The sequence below is a fragment of the Curtobacterium sp. MCBD17_040 genome (assembly GCF_003234805.2).
GTDB lineage: Bacteria > Actinomycetota > Actinomycetes > Actinomycetales > Microbacteriaceae > Curtobacterium.
On sequence record NZ_CP126273.1, the window covers coordinates 2128104 to 2144846 of the forward strand.

Genomic DNA, 16743 nt, shown 5'->3' on the forward strand with positions numbered 1-16743 from the left:
GGCGCGGTCAGGAGGACGTGCCGGCGTCACCGGCGTCGGCACCCGTTCCGGTTCCGGTGCCGGTGCCCGCGCCCGTGCCCGTGCCAGTTCCGGTACCGGTGCCGGTTCCGGTGCCGGTTCCGGTGCCGGTGCCGCTACCCGACCCGGTCCCGCCCGGGAGCTCCCCCGTCCCACCGCCCGGCGAGCCGTACCCGCCGGTCCCGCCGCTCGGGAACTGCTGCGTCGTCGTGCCGGACGACCGATGCCCGATGACGTACCCGCCGACGCCACCGACGAACAGGGCCACGACCGCGACCGCAGCGACGACGGCCGGCCAGAACCAGCGCCGCGACGACCTGACCGAGGTCGGCGGCAAGATCACGGGCGGCACGCGCACCGACGGCACCTCGCTCCATCCCGGGACGCCGCCACGCCGCTCCCCGCCGGACACCCGGGACATCGCATCGGGCGCCGGGCGCTGGTCCACCCCGGGAGCGGGCGTGTGCTCCCAGTCGGGGCGTCGGTCCGTGTCGTTCGTGCTCGTCATGGCTGGTCTTCCTGATCGTGGTGCTCCCGGGCCTCCGGGCGTGTGCAGCGCCGCGAAGCGCTCGGATCGATGACACCGCTCCCGCCTGTGGCACCCGTATGACGGCTCGGTGCGTCCGCTCCGAGAGCACGACCTGCCGGAACGGGCGCCGCTCGGTTCCTTGGCGGTTCCTTGGTCCGGGACGAACAGGATCGTTCCCGTCGCCCCTCCTTCAGCGGAAGCGACGCCCGCGCGGTGCTCGCGCCCGGTACCCCCTTAGACGGCGTGGGCACCGCGCCGGGTCTGCAGCTGTCGGTCGAGCCCCCACGTCGCGGTCGTGCCGTCGGGCCGCACCGCGAGGACCACGCACCCGTGCTCGGACGCGGCGAGCGCGGCGGCGGTCGCACCACCGGCCATCACGGCCGTGGCGAGGACGTCCGCGGTCACGATGTCGGCCGCGACCACGCTCGCCTGGACGAACGGCTCGCTCGTCGGCTGGTCGTCGAGCGGAGACCAGATGTGCGCGCCACGCTCCGCGGTCCCCGAGGTCGCGACGGCGCGGTGCCGGGCGAGGAGCCGCACGCGACGGATGAGCGACGTTCGGTCGGCGGGGTCGACGATCCCCGCGGTCCAGGGGCGCCCGGTCATGGTCGTGCCGGCGACGAGGACGTCACCACCGATGTTGCACACCCACCCCACGGCGTCGAGGTCGTCGAGCACGGCGCCGACCCGCTCGATCGCGAGCGCCTTCACGATGCCCGCGAGATCCACGGTGCCATCGGGTCGATGGGGATCGAACGCGCCTCCCGAGCGGTTCCGCCAGTCGATCGCGAGCGCGTACACGGCTCGGTGCTCCGCGCTCGTGTCGCCGAGGCGGAGTCGGCCGTGAGCGACGTCGCTCGCCGGGGAGCGTGGGTCCCAGCGACTGAACTCGCGGTCGAGCCGGTCGACGACGGCGGTGATCCGGCCCTCCAGGCCACGGGTGTCGCCGCGGGGTCCGTCGACCCGGATCGACGCCATCGTGCCCATCGTCGGCACGACGAGTCGCACGCCGTCGGGCGCGTCGATGCCTCTGACGCCGGTGCCGTCCCCGGTCGGTGTCACCGACCCGATCGACGTCATCGCGCCTGGTCGAGCGCCGCCTGCAGTGACTGCAGGTACGCGTCGCTCGTGTAGGTCGCGCCGCTGATGGTGTCGACGTCGGCGGACTGGGCACTGAGGACCTCGTCCTCGAGGAGCGGCGCCGCCTGCTCACTGATCATGACGGAGCGCTGCTCGGCGTCGGTGAGGTGGAGGGGTGTCACGGCCGTGATCTTGCCGCCCGACACCGTGACCTCCACCTGGACGTCGCCGTACCGGGTCGACACCGTGGAGCCGGTGAAGGTCCCGTCGGTGAACGTCGCCGTGCTCGTCGAGCCGGACGACGACGAACCGGACGACGACGAGCCGGAGGACGAACCACCATCGTCGCCACTGGCCGCCGGGGTGGTCGTGGTGGTCGTCGTGTGTGGCTGCCCGACCTCCCAGGACCCCAGGACCACGGCGACCGACGCGAGGACCCCGCCGATGAGTGCCCGTTTCCTCATGACCACCCTCTCCTCACCAGTCGAATCGTTCGCGGTGCAGCCGGTCCGCGGGCAGACCCGCGCGTCGGGCGTCCGCCTCGACGAGGTCCGACCAGCCGTCCGGTCCGCAGATGTACAGGTCACTGTCCGCGATGCCCGGCCAGACGGTGCCCGCACTGACCCCGCGCGCCGTGTCAGCGGCGGCGAGCCACCCGTTCGGACCCGGACCACGCGGTCCGATGCTCGTGTACACGCGGGCGCCGTGGTCGGTCGCCCACTGGAACACCTCGTCCCACAGGTACGTCTCGCGCTCGCTCCGGGCGCGGAGGAGGATCGTCACGGCGCCCCGGGGCACGTCGAGGTGGTCGAGGAACGCGCGGATCGGGGTGACGCCGATGCCGGAGGCAGCGACGGCGATCCGGTCGCCTGCCCGGGCGCGCTCCGTGAAGACACCGTACGGTCCGGCGAACGACACGCGCGTTCCGGGCGGGAGCGTCGCGAGTCGACCGCTCCCGGCACCGAGGGACCGGACGGTGATCCGCAGCCGCGTGCTCGACGGAGCCGCCGACAGCGACAGCGGATGGGCGTGCCACCAGGTCTCGCCGGACCAGAACCGCCAGATGAGGAACTGTCCGCCACGCGCCCCGAGTCGGTCGAGCCGACGTCCGCGGATCCAGAGCGACACGACGTCGGGCGCGATGCGCTCGACGTGCTCGACCACCATGCGGTGCCGGACGCTCCGGATCGCGGGCACGGTGAACCGGAACCAGCCGATCGCGCCGATCGCCGTCGCGTACAGGAGGATCCAGTACGTGCGCTGCCACGAGCCGTGCGCGAGCATGCCGCCGAGCGACAGCTGGTGTGGCAGAGCGATGAGCACCGCGACGTAGCTGAGGAGGTGGACAGCGTGCCAGCCCTCGTACGGCAGGTACCGCCGGACCGCGACGACGCTCGTCACGACCACCGCGATCATCGCCAGGATCGCGAGCAGCGAGAGGAAGACGTCGTACGTGGTGACGAGCGCCCACCCCTCGGCGAGGACATCGACGTGCGCCGCGAGCGCGTACCCAACGACGAGCAGCACCGCGTGGGCCAGCAACAGGTACAGGGACGGCTTGCCGAGGGACCGGTGCACGGCCATCGCGCTGTCGTGTCCCACCACGCGGTCGATCCACGGGATGCGGGCCGCGAGCACGATCATCACGAGCACGAGGTCGGTCCCGACGAGGCCAGCCGCGATCCCGAGGTCGGTGACGACGACACCGATGCCGTCCCACCGCACCGGGACCGCCGTGAGCCAGAGCGCGAGCGCCATGGCGGCCGACACCCACACCGCGACGACGAGCAGGTCGACGGTGACCTGGCGCGTCCGGTGCCGCCGGCGGAGCTGCCGCTCGGTGGGGCGCCGTGTGGGCGCTGCCCGCCCAACCGTCCCGATCGCCATGGGGTCTCCGATCCGCTGCGACGCCAGCACCCTGCCGGTGGTCGTGGGATGATCGAACGGTCTCAGGCTGTGTCGATCCCATGAGCGGGCCGGGGGCGGGTTGTGAGAACACGCGGGTTCGCCTCAGTGGCCGTACCCGCGCACGGCGGCTCCGAGAATCGACCGAGAAATGCCCGGTCACACCGCGGATGTGCTGGGAGACTGCAGGTGATGACGACTCCCCCCGCACCCGCTGCCGCCGGACCCCAGCCGCGGCCAGCCCGAGCCCAGCACGTGTTCGTGGTCGACCGGACCGAGCGCCTCGGCCCGCACCTGGTCCGCGTGCACCTCGGCGGCCCCGCGTTCGACGACTTCGTCGCCGGGGCGTCGCCCGACCGGCTCGGCGCCGCCGACAAGTACGTCAAGCTCCTGTTCGCGCGTCCGGACCTCGGCCTCACCCCGCCGTACGACCTCGACGCGCTCCGCGGCCGACTCGCGCCCGAGGACATGCCGGTGCGCCGGACCTACACCGTCCGCGCCGTCGACCCGGTCGCCCGCACCATCACGATCGACTTCGTCGTGCACGGCGACGCGGGCGTCGCCGGCGTCTGGGCCGCGTCCGCACGGCCGGGCGACACCCTCGCGCTCTCCGGTCCCGGAGGCGGCCACTCCCCCACCGCCGACCCGGCGACCTGGCACCTCCTCGTGGCCGACGACTCCGCCTTGCCCGCCGTGGCCGCCGTCCTGGAGGCCCTGCCCGCCGCCGCCTCGGGACGCGCGTTCGTCGAGGTGGACGGCCCCGAGGACGAACTCCCGCTCGCGGCCCCGGACGGGGTCGTGGTGCGGTGGCTCCACCGCCGTGGGCCCGACGGAGCCGTCGCCGGAGCCGGGGCGCTGCTCACGGACGCCGTTCGCGGACTGTCGCGGCCCTCCCGGCCGGTCGCGGTGTTCGCGCACGGTGAGCGCGGCGCCATGCAGGCGATCCGAGCGATCCTGCAGGACGGCTGGGGAATCGAGCGCCGCGCGATGTCCCTGTCGGCATACTGGGCGCTGGGTCGCGCCGAGGACCGCTTCCAGGCCGAGAAGCGCGAGCCCGTCGGGCAGATCTTCGCCGACTGACCCCGCACCGCCCGCCCTCCGGGCCGGGTGCGCACCGCCCATCCTCGATCCGAGAGCGACCCGTGACCGAACCGACCACCCGGCAGCCGTCCGCCGACGCCGTGCCCCGCCGCGCCTGGCAGGCGATGATCGTGCTCCTCGCGGGCATGTTCATCGCACTGCTCGACACCACCATCGTGAACGTCGCCCTGCCGACGATCCGCCAGTCGCTCGACGCGTCCGAGGCGACGCTGTCGTGGATCATCTCGGGGTACGCGCTCGCGTTCGGGCTGACGCTGATCCCGGCCGGACGGGTCGGCGACCGCATCGGGCACAAGTGGGTGTTCTTCTCGGGGCTCGCGCTGTTCACCGCCGCGAGCTTCGCGTGCGGCATCGCCTCGGACGCCGTCTGGCTCGTCGTGTTCCGCGTGGTCCAGGGGCTCGCGGGCGGCATCTTCGTGCCCGCGGTCACCGCCCTCATCCAGCTGCTGTTCCCGCCGCGGACGCGCGGACGTGCGTTCGCGATCATGGGTGCCGTCATCGGGGTGTCCACGGCGCTCGGGCCGATCCTCGGTGGTCTGCTCATCCAGGCGTTCGGGGACACCGACGGATGGCGCACCGTGTTCTACGTCAACGTGCCGATCGGGATCGCGACCCTCATCGCGGCCGTCGCGCTCCTGCCGGCCCGACGCGACCTCGACGTCCGCGAGGGCGCGAAGGGCGTCGACCTCGTCGGACTCCTGCTCGTCTCCGCGGGCCTCGTCGCGCTGCTCGTCCCGCTCATCCAGGGCCAGGACGAGGGGTGGCCGCTCTGGACCTACCTGACGCTCGCGGCCGGTGTCGTGCTCATCGCCCTGTTCGCGCTGTGGGAGCTCCGGATCAGCCGCCGGGGCGCGGCACCGCTCGTCCCACCGCACCTGTTCAGCCACGGGGCGTTCACGGGCGGCGTCATCCTCGCCCTGGTGTACTTCGCCGCGTTCACGAGCATCTTCTTCACGATCTCGCTCCTCTGGCAGAGCGGCCTCGGCCACACCGCGCTCGAGTCCGGGCTCGTCGCGACCCCGTTCGCCGTGGGCTCGATCGCCGGCTCGTCGCAGAGCGCCCGGCTCGTGGGCCGGCTCGGACGCAACGTCCTCGTGCTCGGCACGGCGCTCGTCACGATCGGTCTCGTGTGGTCCTGGCTCGTCCTGCAGCTCACGGACGCGTCCGACCTGACGAACTGGGAGTTCCTGGCGCCGCTGTTCATCGCCGGCGTCGGCAACGGGTTCTTCATCGCCCCGAACGTGCAGATCATCGTCGCGACCGTCGACCCCGCCGAGGCCGGCGCCGCGAGCGCGGTCGTCAACGCGATCCAGCGGGTCGGCGCAGCCATCGGCATCGCGGTGATCGGGTCGGTGCTGTTCGGGACGCTGACGGTGTCCGGCCGCTCGAAGGCCGCGCTCGCCACCGGGTTCGGCGACGCCGCGGCCCACGCCATGCTCGTCAGCGCGGCGTTCGCGCTGCTCGCGTTCCTGCTCGTGTTCGTGCTCCCGCGGGGGCAGCAGCCCGGACGGGGGCAGCAGCCCGGCCAGGGGCAGCAGCCCGGACGGGGGCAGCAGCCCGGGCAGGACGCGCAGACCGAGCCCACGCCGCACGACGAGCACACGGCCGCGGCCGACCACACGGCCCCCGCCCAGCCCACGCAGCATCACGACCACACACCGGCCCACCTCGCCTCGGGGGCCCCGACGGACGCCGGTGGCACACGGGTCCCGGCGGAGCACCACGCCCGCCACGTCGCGCCGCCGGACACCGGAGCCTGATCGTCCCCATGGCCGCACCCTCCGGATCCCGCCGCGCCGTCGTGACGCGCCGGTCACTCGTCGTCGGGGCGGTCGGCGTCGCCGCGGTCGGTGCCCTCGGTGCAGCCGTCGACCTCCGGGCGATCCCCGGGCGGTCCACCCTGTACCGGGTGCTCGGCCTGGACGGCCACGCCGGGCGCATCCCGGACGTCCGTCCCGTCCCGACGCGCTCGGGCTCGTTCACCTCGCGCGCACGACGCGGTCGACGGGTGGGCTGGACGGTCGCGGCGCCGACGTCGGACCACGCGCTCCCCGTCGTCGTCGCGCTCCACGGGTACGGGGACGACCACGCGGACCTGTTCGGGCACCGGCTCGGCCTCGACCGGTTCCTCGCCGAGCACGTCGACCACGGTGGTGCGCCCTTCGCGATCGCCGCGGTCGACGGGGGCGACCGCTACTGGCACCGGCGGGCCGACGGTGACGACCCCGCGTCGATGGTGCTCGACGAGTTCCTCCCCCTGCTCGCGCGGCAGGGACTCGACACGGGCCGCCTCGGGTTCACCGGGTACTCGATGGGCGGGTACGGCGCACTGCACTTCGCGGGAGTGCTCGGGCGCCACCGCGTCCGTGTCGTCTCCGCGCTGTCCCCCGCGCTGTGGACCACCGCCGGGGCCACCGCCCGCGGTGCGTTCGACGACCCGACCGACTTCGCCGCGAACACGGTGACGGGCCGGCAGCGCGCGCTCGACGGCATCCCGGTGCGGATCGACTGCGGCACCGGCGACGGGTTCGAACCGGCGGTCCGGACGTACGTCGACGGATTCACCCGTCGTCCGGCCGGTGGGTTCGAGGCCGGCGGCCACGACATGGCGTTCTGGAGGCGCCTGGCACCCGACCACGTCGCCTTCCTCGGGCAGCACCTCACCTCGGCGACCTGACGGCCCGGCGGACGGCGGCGCCCGCCGGCCCGGCGGACGGCGGCGCCCGCCGGCCCGGCTAGCATCGGTGGAGTCACCGATCGGGCCTCGATTTGGGTCCGGGGTGCTCCGTCGAGCACCGGTCCGCCGCCCACGCCGTCCGGGAGCCCGCCATGACCGTGCCCACATCCGTGCCCGTCCCCACCGCCGTCCCGATCCCGGACCGGCGCGCCCCCGGTTCCCCGGCGCTCGACCGGGCCCTCGATCGCGCCGAGTCGGACGAGCCCATCGACGTGGACGACGCCACCGCCCTGCTCGGAGCCCGCGGTCGCGACCTCGACCGCCTGCTCGCCGTGGCCTCCCGGATCCGGGACGCCGGACTCGAGCGTGCCGGACGCGCCGGCGTCATCACCTACTCGAAGAAGGTGTTCCTGCCGATCACGCAGCTGTGCCGCGATCGCTGCCACTACTGCGTCTTCGTCGACACCCCCGGGGGCCTCGCCACGCGCGGCATCCCGACGTACATGGAGCCGGAGGCGATCCTCGCGATCGCCCGTGCGGGTGCGGACATGGGCTGCAAGGAGGCCCTGTTCACGCTCGGCGACCGCCCGGAGGACCGCTGGCGTGCGGCGCGCACGTGGCTCGCGGACCACGGGTACGACTCGACGCTCGACTACGTGCACGCCATGGCGCGGCTCGTCCGCGAGGAGACCGGGCTGGTCCCGCACCTCAACCCGGGCGTGATGTCCTGGGCCGAGATGCAGCGCCTCCGCCCGGTCGCGGGCTCCATGGGGATGATGCTCGAGACGACCGCGACGGGGCTGTGGTCCGAACCCGGCGGCGTGCACCACGGGTCCCCCGACAAGGACCCTGCGCTGCGGCTCCGGGTCATCGAGGACGCCGGACGCTCCCGCATCCCGTTCACCACGGGCGTCCTGCTCGGGATCGGCGAGGACCACCACGACCGCGCCGAGGCCCTGTTCGCCATCCGCGGGCTGCACGAGCGGTACGGGCACGTGCAGGAGACCATCGTCCAGAACTTCCGCGCGAAGCCCCGGACGGCGATGCAGAACGAACCGGACCTCGGCCTCGTCGAGTACGTCGCCGCCGTGGCCGTCGCGCGCGTCGTGATGGGGCCGGACACCACCGTGCAGGCGCCGCCGAACCTCACCGACGCGGCCGAGCTCGACCTGCTCGTCCGCGCGGGCGTCGACGACTGGGGCGGCGTCAGTCCGCTCACCGCCGACCACGTCAACCCGGAGCGGCCGTGGCCGGAACTCGACACGCTCGCGGACCTCACCGCCCGGTCCGGGTACACGCTCCGCGAACGGCTCACCGCCCACCCGCGGTACCTGGCCGACGCCGACCGCTGGCTCGACGACGCCGTCCGACCCGCTCTGGAGGCCCTGCAGGACCCCGTCACCCGGCTCGCGGACGAGCAGGCACCCGTCCGCGGTCGGTCCGCCACCCGCGACGACGGCGCGCCGGTGCGACTCGGGCGCGACGCGGCGGCACCGCCCGTCGGCGATCCCCGGGTCGACGCCGCACTCGCCGCGGCGACCGTCGCCGTCGGGACCGACCCGTCCGCGATCACGGACGAGGACGCCGCCGTGCTGCTCACCGCCCGTGGCGCGCAGCTCGACGCGCTCGCCGAGCTCGCCGACCGCGTTCGGGCCGCGGCGGGACTCGACGCCGTGACCCACGTCGTGAACCGCAACATCGACACCGCGCGGCTCGTCGGGGACGACGACGAGGCCGGGAAGGGGGACGGTCTGAGCGTCGACGACGTCGCAGCACTGGCCGCCGAGGCGGCGGCGCTCGGCGCGACCGAGGTGTGTCTGCAGGGACGACCCGACCCGGCCCTCCCGGCTGCCGTGTACACCGACGTCGTCCGCGCGGTCCGTCGCGCGGCCCCCGCCCTGTCGGTGCACGCCTTCCGGCCACCCGAGCTCGTCGACGGCGCGGCCCGTGCGGGGGTCGACCTGCCCGGGTTCCTCCGGATGCTCCGGGACGCCGGCGTGACGAGCGTGCCCGGCACGGCCGCCCGTGTCCTCGACGACGACGTGCGCGCCGTGCTCAGCGAGGGGCAGGACCCACCGGCGACGACCTGGTCCGAGACGATCAGCGCCGCGCACGCGGCCGGTCTGCCCTCGACCGCGACCCTGGTCTACGGGCACGTCGAGACGCCAGAACAGGTCGTCGCGCACCTCCGGACGATCGCGCGCGTGCAGGACCGCACCGGCGGGTTCACCGAGTTCATCCCGATGCCCTTCGTCCCGGCGGACGCACCCGCCGCGGTCGCGGCGGTCGCCGGGCCCGGTCCGACACCGTCGGAGTCCCGCGCGGTCATCGCGGTCGCACGGCTGCTGCTCGCGGGGCGGATCGACCACGTGCAGGCGGCGTGGACGAAGCTCGGGCTCGCGACGGCGGCCGACGTGCTCCGAGGTGGCGCGGACGACGTCGGCGGCGTCCTGCTCGACGGCGCGCTCCGACCGTCAGCCGGCCCGGAGGCGGGCCTCGTGCTCGAACGGCGGGACCTCGAGGCCCTCGCGGCAGCCGCGGGGCGTCCCCTGCGGGAGCGACGGACGGACTACGGGGCCGTGGCGCGCGAGGGCGAGGGCTCCCCCGCGTGACCGGGCCGGTCGCACCGTCGCCCTCGCACACCCTGCCCGCCGTGGTCGACACGGTCGTGGTCGGGGCCGGCATCGGCGGGATCGCGGTGGCGTCGGGCCTGTTGCGGGCGGGACACCGGGACCTCGTCGTCCTCGAGCGCGCGGACGACGTCGGCGGGACGTGGCGTGACAACGTCTACCCCGGCGTGGCATGCGACATCCCCGCCCGTCTCTACGCGTTCTCGTTCCGCCCGAACCCCGACTGGAGCCGCCGGTTCGCGCCCGGCGCGGAGATCCAGGCATACCTGCAGGGCGTGGCCCGCGCCGAGGGCGTGACGCCCCACGTGCGCTTCGGCACCGAACTGCTCGACGCGCGGTGGCACGAGGGACCCGAGGACGCGGCCGGCTGGGTCCTCACCACGAGCCGCGGGGTGGTCCGGTGCCGCTCGCTGGTCCTCGCGGCCGGCCGGCTGTCGGAACCCCGGCTGCCGGCCGTGCCGGGGCTCGATCGGTTCCCCGGCACCGTCGTCCACAGCAGCGCGTGGGACCCGACGACGTCGGTGGCGGGCGCGCGGGTCGCGGTGATCGGTACCGGTGCATCGGCGGTGCAGCTCGTGCCGCACGTGGCGGTCGAGGCGGCACGGACGGTCGTGTTCCAACGCTCGGCGCCCTACGTCGTCCCGCGGAACGACGAGGCGGTGCCGACGACGGAGCGCGAGCACGCCGCGGCCGACCCGGCGTTCCTCGCGCGCGAGCGCGCCACGCTGTTCGACCAGGCCGAGGCTGGGCACGTCGCCCGCCGCGCTCCCGGCGCCGCCCGCGACGCCCTGCGTCGGCTCGCGCTCGACCACCTCGCCGCGCAGGTGCCCGACCCGGCGATGCGACGCGCGCTCACCCCGGACCACGAGATCGGGTGCAAGCGGGTCCTGCTCTCGGACGACTACTACCCGGCGCTGGCGTCCGGTCGCGCCGTGCTCGAGTCGTCGGCGCTCGTCGCGGTGGACGACACGGAGGCCGTCGCCGACTCGGGGCGCCGGCACCCGGTCGACGTGATCGTGCTCGCGACGGGCTTCGCCGCCACCGACCCGCCCGTCGCCCGACGCGTGCGGGGCCGCGACGGCCTGTTGCTCGCCGACCACTGGGGCGGCGGGATGACGGCCTGGGCGACGACCCTGGTGGCCGGGTTCCCCGACCTGTTCGTCGTCGACGGGCCCAACGCGGCGCTCGGCCACAACAGCGCCGTCGACATGATCGAGACGCAGGCACGGTTCGTCGTCGCGGTCCTGCGACGCGCGCGGGCCGACGGTGCGCGCACGGTCGAGGTGGACGCCGACGCCGAGCGCCGATGGACCGCGGACCTCGACGCGATGGCCGCGGGCACGGTCTGGCTGACCGGCGGGTGCCGCAGCTGGTACGTCGACGAGCGGAGCGGCCGGCTCACCCTGCTCTGGCCGGGGACGGCGCGCGCGTTCCGGCGGACCCTCGAGCGGTTGGCCACCCAGCCGCTCCCCGGACGAGCGGCTTGAGACGCATCGCGCGCTCACCACGCGATCCGTTCGAACTCTGCTCGCAACGCCGCTCCGCGCGCCGGGTGCACCTGCTCCACCCAGCCGACCCGTCCCTCCAGATGGGCGCGGAAGTCGGCGTGGTCGCCGCGGTCCTGCGACGCCGGTCCGTACCGCACGCAGTTGTGCAGGACCGCTCGGAGGCGGTCGAGCTCGCGTCGGCCGACGCCGGGCACCGCGTTCACGACCACGCCCGTGACCGACTGGCGGACCCCCTGCCGCCGCACGCGCGTCTTCCGGGGGTTCAGCGCGTGCCCCTCGTCGGCGACGATCCGGTCGACGCCGCGCAGGAACGCGTCGGGTCGCGCGGCGATCGCGCCGTCGCCGCTGAACGCCAGGTCGTCCGCGTACCGCGTGTAGACGGCGTCCGCGGCCTGCGCCCAGCCGGCGAGCCGGGCGTCGAGTCGGCGGAGCGACAGGTTCGCCAGCGCCGGCGAGGACGGCGCACCCTGCGGCAGGTGTGGCGTGGCGAGGGCCTGGCGGAGCGCCCACCGCTCGTCGAGGTCCCCGCCCGGCGGCATCGCGCGGAGCACCGCGTCCGGCACGACGTGCGTGCACAGTCCGGTGAGCACGTGCGCCACCGGTTCGGCGTACCCGACCCGGCGGAAGATCCCGTACACGCGGGAGGCCGGGACGGCCGCGAAGAAGGACACGAGGTCGGCGCTCACGACGACGTCGTGCCCGACATGGACCTCGGCACCGGACAGCGCGCTGCGACCGCGCACGAAGCCGTGCACCGCGTCGGACAGCGGGAGGGGCGCCAACACCTGGTCGAGCACCACCCGCTGCATCGTCCGGAGCTGGTGGAGCGGCGCCTCGAGCAACCGTGGGGTCCGTCCCGGGCGCTGGACCCACCGGTGCTCGTAGTGGTGGAGCGGACTCCCGGCCGGGACCCGACGGTTCCACCCGCGGGTGTCGGCGAACCAGAGCAGCCGCTCGGTGGTGACACCGAGCAGCGCCGCGAGATCGGGCAACGCGTCGACGACGGGAACGTGCGCCGCGACCGGAGCCGCGACCACGGGTCCGACCGTGCGCACCCGGAGCCGCACGGGCCGGCGGGCTGTGAGGCGTGCGAACGCCGCGGTGAACGAGCGGTCGGACGCGAGGACCCCGGCCAGCCGACGCGGCGCGTCCCGTGGGGCGCGCGGGTACACGGCGAGGACGGCCGCGACCGCGGGCTCGACCAGACCCGGACGGCGTCCGACCGTCGTGGTGCCGGCGGCCGAGAGCTCCGCGGGTCGCCACGCCGACGCGGCCAGGAAGCCGTCCGCGAGCGCGATCGCCGTCTCGACGAGACCGGCCGACCGCTCCGGGGCGACGAGCCGCGAGGTCGGTGGCGGGTCGGCGTGCTGGTGGTCCCCGGACGACTCGTCGTGCCGTTCGGGAGCGTCAGCGCGCGGAGCGCGCCCGAGCTCCTGAGGCGTGTGTTCCTGGTCGATCCGCGTGCCCCGGGGTAGCCCCGGAGAGGATGCAGCAGCGCGTGCTCCATCCGCCTCGCCCGGGGACCACCGCACGGGCTCACCATAGTGCGCAGCGGATCGTCGTGGTGGTGCGGGATCAGGACCGGGCGAACGCCGCCAGCGTCCGCGGCCCCAGGCCGGACCCGAGGGCGGCCAGGTGCGCGCGGGTGTCGACGTCACGTCGGAGGCCGGTGAGGCCCGGCAGGTCGAGCTCCGTGTAGCCCTGGGCCCGATGGGCGCGGGCGGAGCCGCGTCCGAACCGCGGGCGGTGGTCGTGGCCGTGGAGTGCCGTGAGCAGGACGGTGCCGGTCCCGTCGGCGTCCGGCAGCACCGCGCGCGGGTACGCCGCCGCCGCCGCGAGCGCGGCACGGAGCTGCGCCGCGTCGAGTGCGGGCAGGTCGCCCTGGAGGACTGCGGTCGGGCCGTGTGCGCACGTCGCGACGCCCGCGAGCACCGCGGCGTCGAGGCCGCGGCCCGGGTCCTCGACCACGGTGACGGCGAGGGCGTGGAAGGCCGGCGCGGACGACGGGTGGGTCACGACCACGACCGGCGCGACCGTGGCGGCGACGGCGACCGTGTCGAGCGCGATGGCGAGGGCCTGCTCGGGCGTGGCCGCGAGTCGCGTCTTGGCCCCCGCCGTGCCCTTGACCGGGACGACGATGGTCCAGTCCGGGGTCACGGCACCTCGGTGGGCGGCAGGATCCGGTGGGTGCGGGTCTGCTGGGCCTGCTCGGCCGCGGCCGCGGCCGCGGCCAGACCGGCCTCGTAGCCGTCGCGGTGCGCCTCGGCGGAACCACGCCGGAACCAGTCGCGCTCGGCCGGGTACTGGAGCACCCGCGCGCCGGGCGCGTCGGCGTCGAGCAGGTGCCCGAGTCCGCGGACCACCGCGACCGGGAGGCCCGTCGCCTTGCCCTTGGCCAGGTCTGCCGCGGCGGCGATCTCGTCGCCGACCGCCGGAGCGGTCACCCCGAGTGGCCGTCCGCTCGCGTCGAGGGTCCCGGCGAGGTCGACGAGCAGCCGGACGCCACTCGCGCCGATCGCGACGTCGGTCTGCCCGGTGCGCCACGCCCGCCCGAGCGTGTCGGTGACGACCACGCCGAGGCGGAGGCCGAAGCGGGCCTCCAGGGCCGTGCGGATGCGGCGGGCGGAGGCGTCCGGGTCCTCCGGCAGACGGAGGACGGTGCCGTCGGCGGTGTTCGAGGCGTCGACCCCGGCGGCGGCACCGACGATGCCGAGCCGGTTCTCCACGATCCGGGTGACCCGCCCGTCGGGGGTGGGACGTTCGGCGACGACGCGGACGGTCTCCTCGGTGATCACGCGGTCACGATCGGCGGCGGGGGCCGTCCGCCCCTCGGCCTTCGACACGACCTTGCTCGTCACCGCGAGGACGTCGCCGTCGGCGAGCGCCTGCTCGGGGTCCGCGGCGATGGCGTCACCGATGAGCGCGGCGAGGTCGGCACCCGGAACGACCTCGGGCACGCCGTGGATGGCGAAGACGGTGAACCGGGTCACCTGGTCAGCTTCGGCAGGACCGCGTCGGAGAACACATCGATCCATTCTCGCTGGTTCCGCCCGACGTTGTGCAGGTAGATCCGGTCGAAGCCGAGGTCCGCGTACCGCTGCAACGCCCGGAGGTGCACGTCCGGGTCGCTCGAGATGACCATGCGGCCCTCGAAGTCCTCGGGGCGGACGAGCTTGGCCATCTGCTCGAACTCGAACGGCGAGCGGATGTCGGCCTTCGGGAACTTCATGCCACCGTTCGGCCACTCGACCATCGCGTTCCGGAGCGCCTCCTCGTCGGTCGGCGCCCAGGACAGGTGCACCTGGAGGACGCGGGGCATGGTCGACGGGTCCTTGCCGGCCTCGCGCGCGCCCTCGTCGAACTTGGCGAACAGGCCCGCGATCTTCTCGAGCGGTGCCCCCACCGTGATGAGGCCGTCGACCGTCCGCCCGGCGCGCTTGGCGGTCACGGGACCGGCGGTGGCGACGAGGATCTCCGGCGGCACCTCGGGCATGGTCCACAGCCGGGTCGACTCGAGCTTGAAGAAGGTGCCGGAGTGCTTGACGTCCTTGCCCGCGGCCGAGGCCCGGAACAGCTTCTGCATGACGTCGATGGCCTCGAACATGCGGTTGATGCGTTCCGGCGTCTCGGGCCAGTACTGCCCGACGACGTGCTCGTTGAGCGCCTCGCCGGACCCGAGTCCGAGCCAGTGCCGGCCCGGGTACATGGCGGCGAGGGTCGCGGACGCCTGGGCCACCATCGCCGGGTGCCAGCGGAACGTCGGAGCCGTGACGCCGGGCCCCATGTCCCCCCGGGTCCGTTCGCCGATGGCGGTGAGCACGTTCCACACGAACGAACTCTGACCCTGCGCGGGGACCCACGGCTGGAAGTGGTCGGCGGCCATCACCCCCGAGAACCCGTGCTGCTCGGCGTACTCGCTCAGCGCGACGGCCTCGGTCGGGTGGAACTGCTCGAGCATGGCGGCGTAGCCGATGGTCGGTCCGGTCACGGGATGCGTCCTCCTGTCGTGGGGGCCCGTACGCCTGATGCATCCGCGGTCCGGGCTCCGGCTCGATCGTACGGGCGGTCAGGTCATGACGCTGGCTGCGGATCCGCGACGACCATCCGCTCCGCTCACGCTCCCCGGGCCTCCAGGCCGAGCGCCAGCGCGGCCCGCGTCATGTCGGCCGTGGCGTCGTCGTCCGTCATCCAGAGCGGGACGGCCCGCGCCGGGAGCCCGTCGCGCTGGAGCTCCGCCGCCGCGTCGGCATCCACCTCGTCGACGAGCCAGGCGTCGAGCAGCCCGCCGTCCCGCCGGGCGCCGTAGTGCCGTGCGATCCCCGCGGCCGTCGCCTCGACGCCGGCCACCGCACAGCAGACGTCCGCCATGCCACGCACGGGTCGACCTCCGATCACCGGGGCGACGCCGACCACCGGACCCCGGGCCGCGGCGAGCGCCTCGCGGACCCCTGGCACGCCGAGCATCGTGCCGATTGACACCACCGGGTTCGACGGCGCGAGGAGCACGACGTCGGCACCACGGATCGCCGCCGCTGCCGCCGCACTGACCGACGCCCGTTCGACGCCCTGCTGCACGAACCCGTGCGTGGGGATCGCGGCGCGGTGGCGCACCCACCACTCCTCGAAGTGGATGCGGTCCCGGGTGCCGTCGGGACGGTCGACGTCGACGAGGGTCGGGACCTCGTCGTCGGTCACGGGCAGGAGCGTGACGTCGAGGGCCCACCGCGCTGCCAGCCGCGCCGTGGCCCGGGTCAGGTCGTCGCCGTCGCGGAGCATCGCGGTGCGCGCGATGTGCGTGCCGAGGTCGAGGTCGCCGAGCGTGAACCACGGCCACCCCACGCCGTAGGCGGTGAGCTCGGCGCTGACGCGTTCGGACTCACCGGCACGCCCCCATCCGCGCTCGGTGTCGTTCGCGTCGGCGAGCGCGTACATGACGGAGTCGAGGTCGGGGCACACGCGCAGGCCGGTGAGCCAGAGGTCGTCGCCCGTGTTCACCACGACCGTGACGTCGAGGTCCTGCTGCCGGGCGAGGTGCCGGACGCCGCGCGCGAACCGTCCCCCGCCGACGCCGCCTGCGAGCACGGTGACGGAACGGCGGGTGGGCACGGGTGTCGAGGTCGAGGAGGCCATGCGTCTGATCCTCCCAGGCACCGGGAACGCCAGGGAACGCGGATCGGTCCGGCACGGATCAGCAACAGGAGGAGCACGTCCCCCACATCGTCCGACATGCGTCGTGGTGCCGCGTCGCGGGCCGCAGAAGTGCGCGAGCGGCTCCGTTTGTCCCCCGTTCGATGG

Annotated in this window: 14 protein-coding genes; 5 read left to right on the top strand and 9 right to left on the bottom strand. The window is 74.6% G+C overall.

The window, feature by feature from the left end; genetic code table 11:
- Positions 1–7 precede the first annotated feature (7 nt).
- The 4 genes from DEI94_RS09990 to DEI94_RS10005 all read right to left on the bottom strand — a co-directional run bounded on the left by DEI94_RS09990 (position 8) and on the right by DEI94_RS10005 (position 3514).
- A complete protein-coding gene (locus DEI94_RS09990) occupies positions 8–526 on the bottom strand; it encodes a hypothetical protein (RefSeq protein ID WP_111026161.1) in 519 nt (172 codons plus the stop codon).
- A gap of 255 nt (positions 527–781) precedes the next feature.
- Positions 782–1627 (bottom strand): FAD:protein FMN transferase, encoded by an 846-nt coding sequence (locus DEI94_RS09995; RefSeq protein WP_111026162.1) that lies wholly within the window; start codon positions 1625–1627, stop codon positions 782–784.
- Positions 1624–2091 (bottom strand): FMN-binding protein, encoded by a 468-nt coding sequence (locus DEI94_RS10000; protein ID WP_111009578.1) that lies wholly within the window; start codon positions 2089–2091, stop codon positions 1624–1626. Before DEI94_RS10000 ends, DEI94_RS09995 begins: the two co-directional genes overlap by 4 nt.
- A 13-nt stretch (positions 2092–2104) precedes the next feature.
- Positions 2105–3514: a ferredoxin reductase family protein gene (locus tag DEI94_RS10005; RefSeq protein WP_181441747.1), complete on the bottom strand. Its 1410-nt coding sequence runs from the start codon at positions 3512–3514 to the stop codon at positions 2105–2107.
- A 210-nt stretch (positions 3515–3724) separates the two neighbouring features.
- On the opposite strand from DEI94_RS10005, the gene DEI94_RS10010 reads away from it, so the two are divergent.
- The 5 genes from DEI94_RS10010 to DEI94_RS10030 all read left to right on the top strand — a co-directional run bounded on the left by DEI94_RS10010 (position 3725) and on the right by DEI94_RS10030 (position 11427).
- Entirely contained in the window at positions 3725–4612 is an 888-nt protein-coding gene (locus DEI94_RS10010; RefSeq protein WP_111026164.1) for a siderophore-interacting protein, read from the top strand.
- Positions 4613–4674: 62 nt separating this feature from the next.
- Positions 4675–6393: a DHA2 family efflux MFS transporter permease subunit gene (locus tag DEI94_RS10015; RefSeq protein WP_258377965.1), complete on the top strand. Its 1719-nt coding sequence runs from the start codon at positions 4675–4677 to the stop codon at positions 6391–6393.
- An 8-nt stretch (positions 6394–6401) separates the two neighbouring features.
- Complete coding sequence (locus DEI94_RS10020; protein WP_111026165.1) at positions 6402–7310, top strand: alpha/beta hydrolase; 909 nt, start codon at positions 6402–6404, stop codon at positions 7308–7310.
- Between the two features lie 152 nt (positions 7311–7462).
- Positions 7463–9922 (top strand): 7,8-didemethyl-8-hydroxy-5-deazariboflavin synthase CofG, encoded by a 2460-nt coding sequence (gene cofG / locus DEI94_RS10025; protein ID WP_111026223.1) that lies wholly within the window; start codon positions 7463–7465, stop codon positions 9920–9922.
- Positions 9919–11427 (top strand): flavin-containing monooxygenase, encoded by a 1509-nt coding sequence (locus tag DEI94_RS10030; protein ID WP_220038779.1) that lies wholly within the window; start codon positions 9919–9921, stop codon positions 11425–11427. Before cofG ends, DEI94_RS10030 begins: the two co-directional genes overlap by 4 nt.
- A gap of 14 nt (positions 11428–11441) precedes the next feature.
- On the opposite strand, the gene DEI94_RS10035 is transcribed toward DEI94_RS10030, so the two are convergent.
- From DEI94_RS10035 to cofD, 5 genes are all read right to left on the bottom strand, one after another.
- Positions 11442–12980, bottom strand: coding sequence for a reverse transcriptase family protein (locus DEI94_RS10035; protein ID WP_111026166.1), 1539 nt, complete (start codon positions 12978–12980; stop codon positions 11442–11444).
- 43 nt (positions 12981–13023) lie between these two features.
- Positions 13024–13605: a 2-phospho-L-lactate guanylyltransferase gene (gene cofC / locus DEI94_RS10040; RefSeq protein WP_111026167.1), complete on the bottom strand. Its 582-nt coding sequence runs from the start codon at positions 13603–13605 to the stop codon at positions 13024–13026.
- Positions 13602–14438, bottom strand: a complete 837-nt coding sequence (gene cofE, locus DEI94_RS10045) for a coenzyme F420-0:L-glutamate ligase (protein WP_258377966.1) — start codon at positions 14436–14438, stop codon at positions 13602–13604. The genes cofC and cofE overlap by 4 nt, the downstream gene beginning before the upstream one ends.
- The gene (locus DEI94_RS10050; protein WP_111009641.1) at positions 14435–15406 is read right to left on the bottom strand and encodes a TIGR03557 family F420-dependent LLM class oxidoreductase; all 972 of its coding nucleotides are present in this window, start codon (positions 15404–15406) and stop codon (positions 14435–14437) included. The genes cofE and DEI94_RS10050 overlap by 4 nt, the downstream gene beginning before the upstream one ends.
- A gap of 155 nt (positions 15407–15561) precedes the next feature.
- The gene (gene cofD, locus DEI94_RS10055; RefSeq protein ID WP_111026169.1) at positions 15562–16578 is read right to left on the bottom strand and encodes a 2-phospho-L-lactate transferase; all 1017 of its coding nucleotides are present in this window, start codon (positions 16576–16578) and stop codon (positions 15562–15564) included.
- Between the last annotated feature and the right edge of the window lie 165 nt (positions 16579–16743).

Bases quoted from the DNA above. Each gene is read 5' to 3' on its own strand.
- DEI94_RS10000 (WP_111009578.1), bottom strand. From the start codon at position 2,091: ATGAGGAAACGGGCACTCATCGGCGGGGTCCTCGCGTCGGTCGCCGTG.
- DEI94_RS09990 (WP_111026161.1), bottom strand. From the start codon at position 526: ATGACGAGCACGAACGACACGGACCGACGCCCCGACTGGGAGCACACG.
- cofG (WP_111026223.1), top strand. From the start codon at position 7,463: ATGACCGTGCCCACATCCGTGCCCGTCCCCACCGCCGTCCCGATCCCG.
- DEI94_RS10005 (WP_181441747.1), bottom strand. From the start codon at position 3,514: ATGGCGATCGGGACGGTTGGGCGGGCAGCGCCCACACGGCGCCCCACC.
- DEI94_RS10010 (WP_111026164.1), top strand. From the start codon at position 3,725: ATGACGACTCCCCCCGCACCCGCTGCCGCCGGACCCCAGCCGCGGCCA.
- DEI94_RS10020 (WP_111026165.1), top strand. From the start codon at position 6,402: ATGGCCGCACCCTCCGGATCCCGCCGCGCCGTCGTGACGCGCCGGTCA.
- DEI94_RS10050 (WP_111009641.1), bottom strand. From the start codon at position 15,406: ATGCTCGAGCAGTTCCACCCGACCGAGGCCGTCGCGCTGAGCGAGTAC.
- cofD (WP_111026169.1), bottom strand. From the start codon at position 16,578: ATGGCCTCCTCGACCTCGACACCCGTGCCCACCCGCCGTTCCGTCACC.
- DEI94_RS09995 (WP_111026162.1), bottom strand. From the start codon at position 1,627: ATGACGTCGATCGGGTCGGTGACACCGACCGGGGACGGCACCGGCGTC.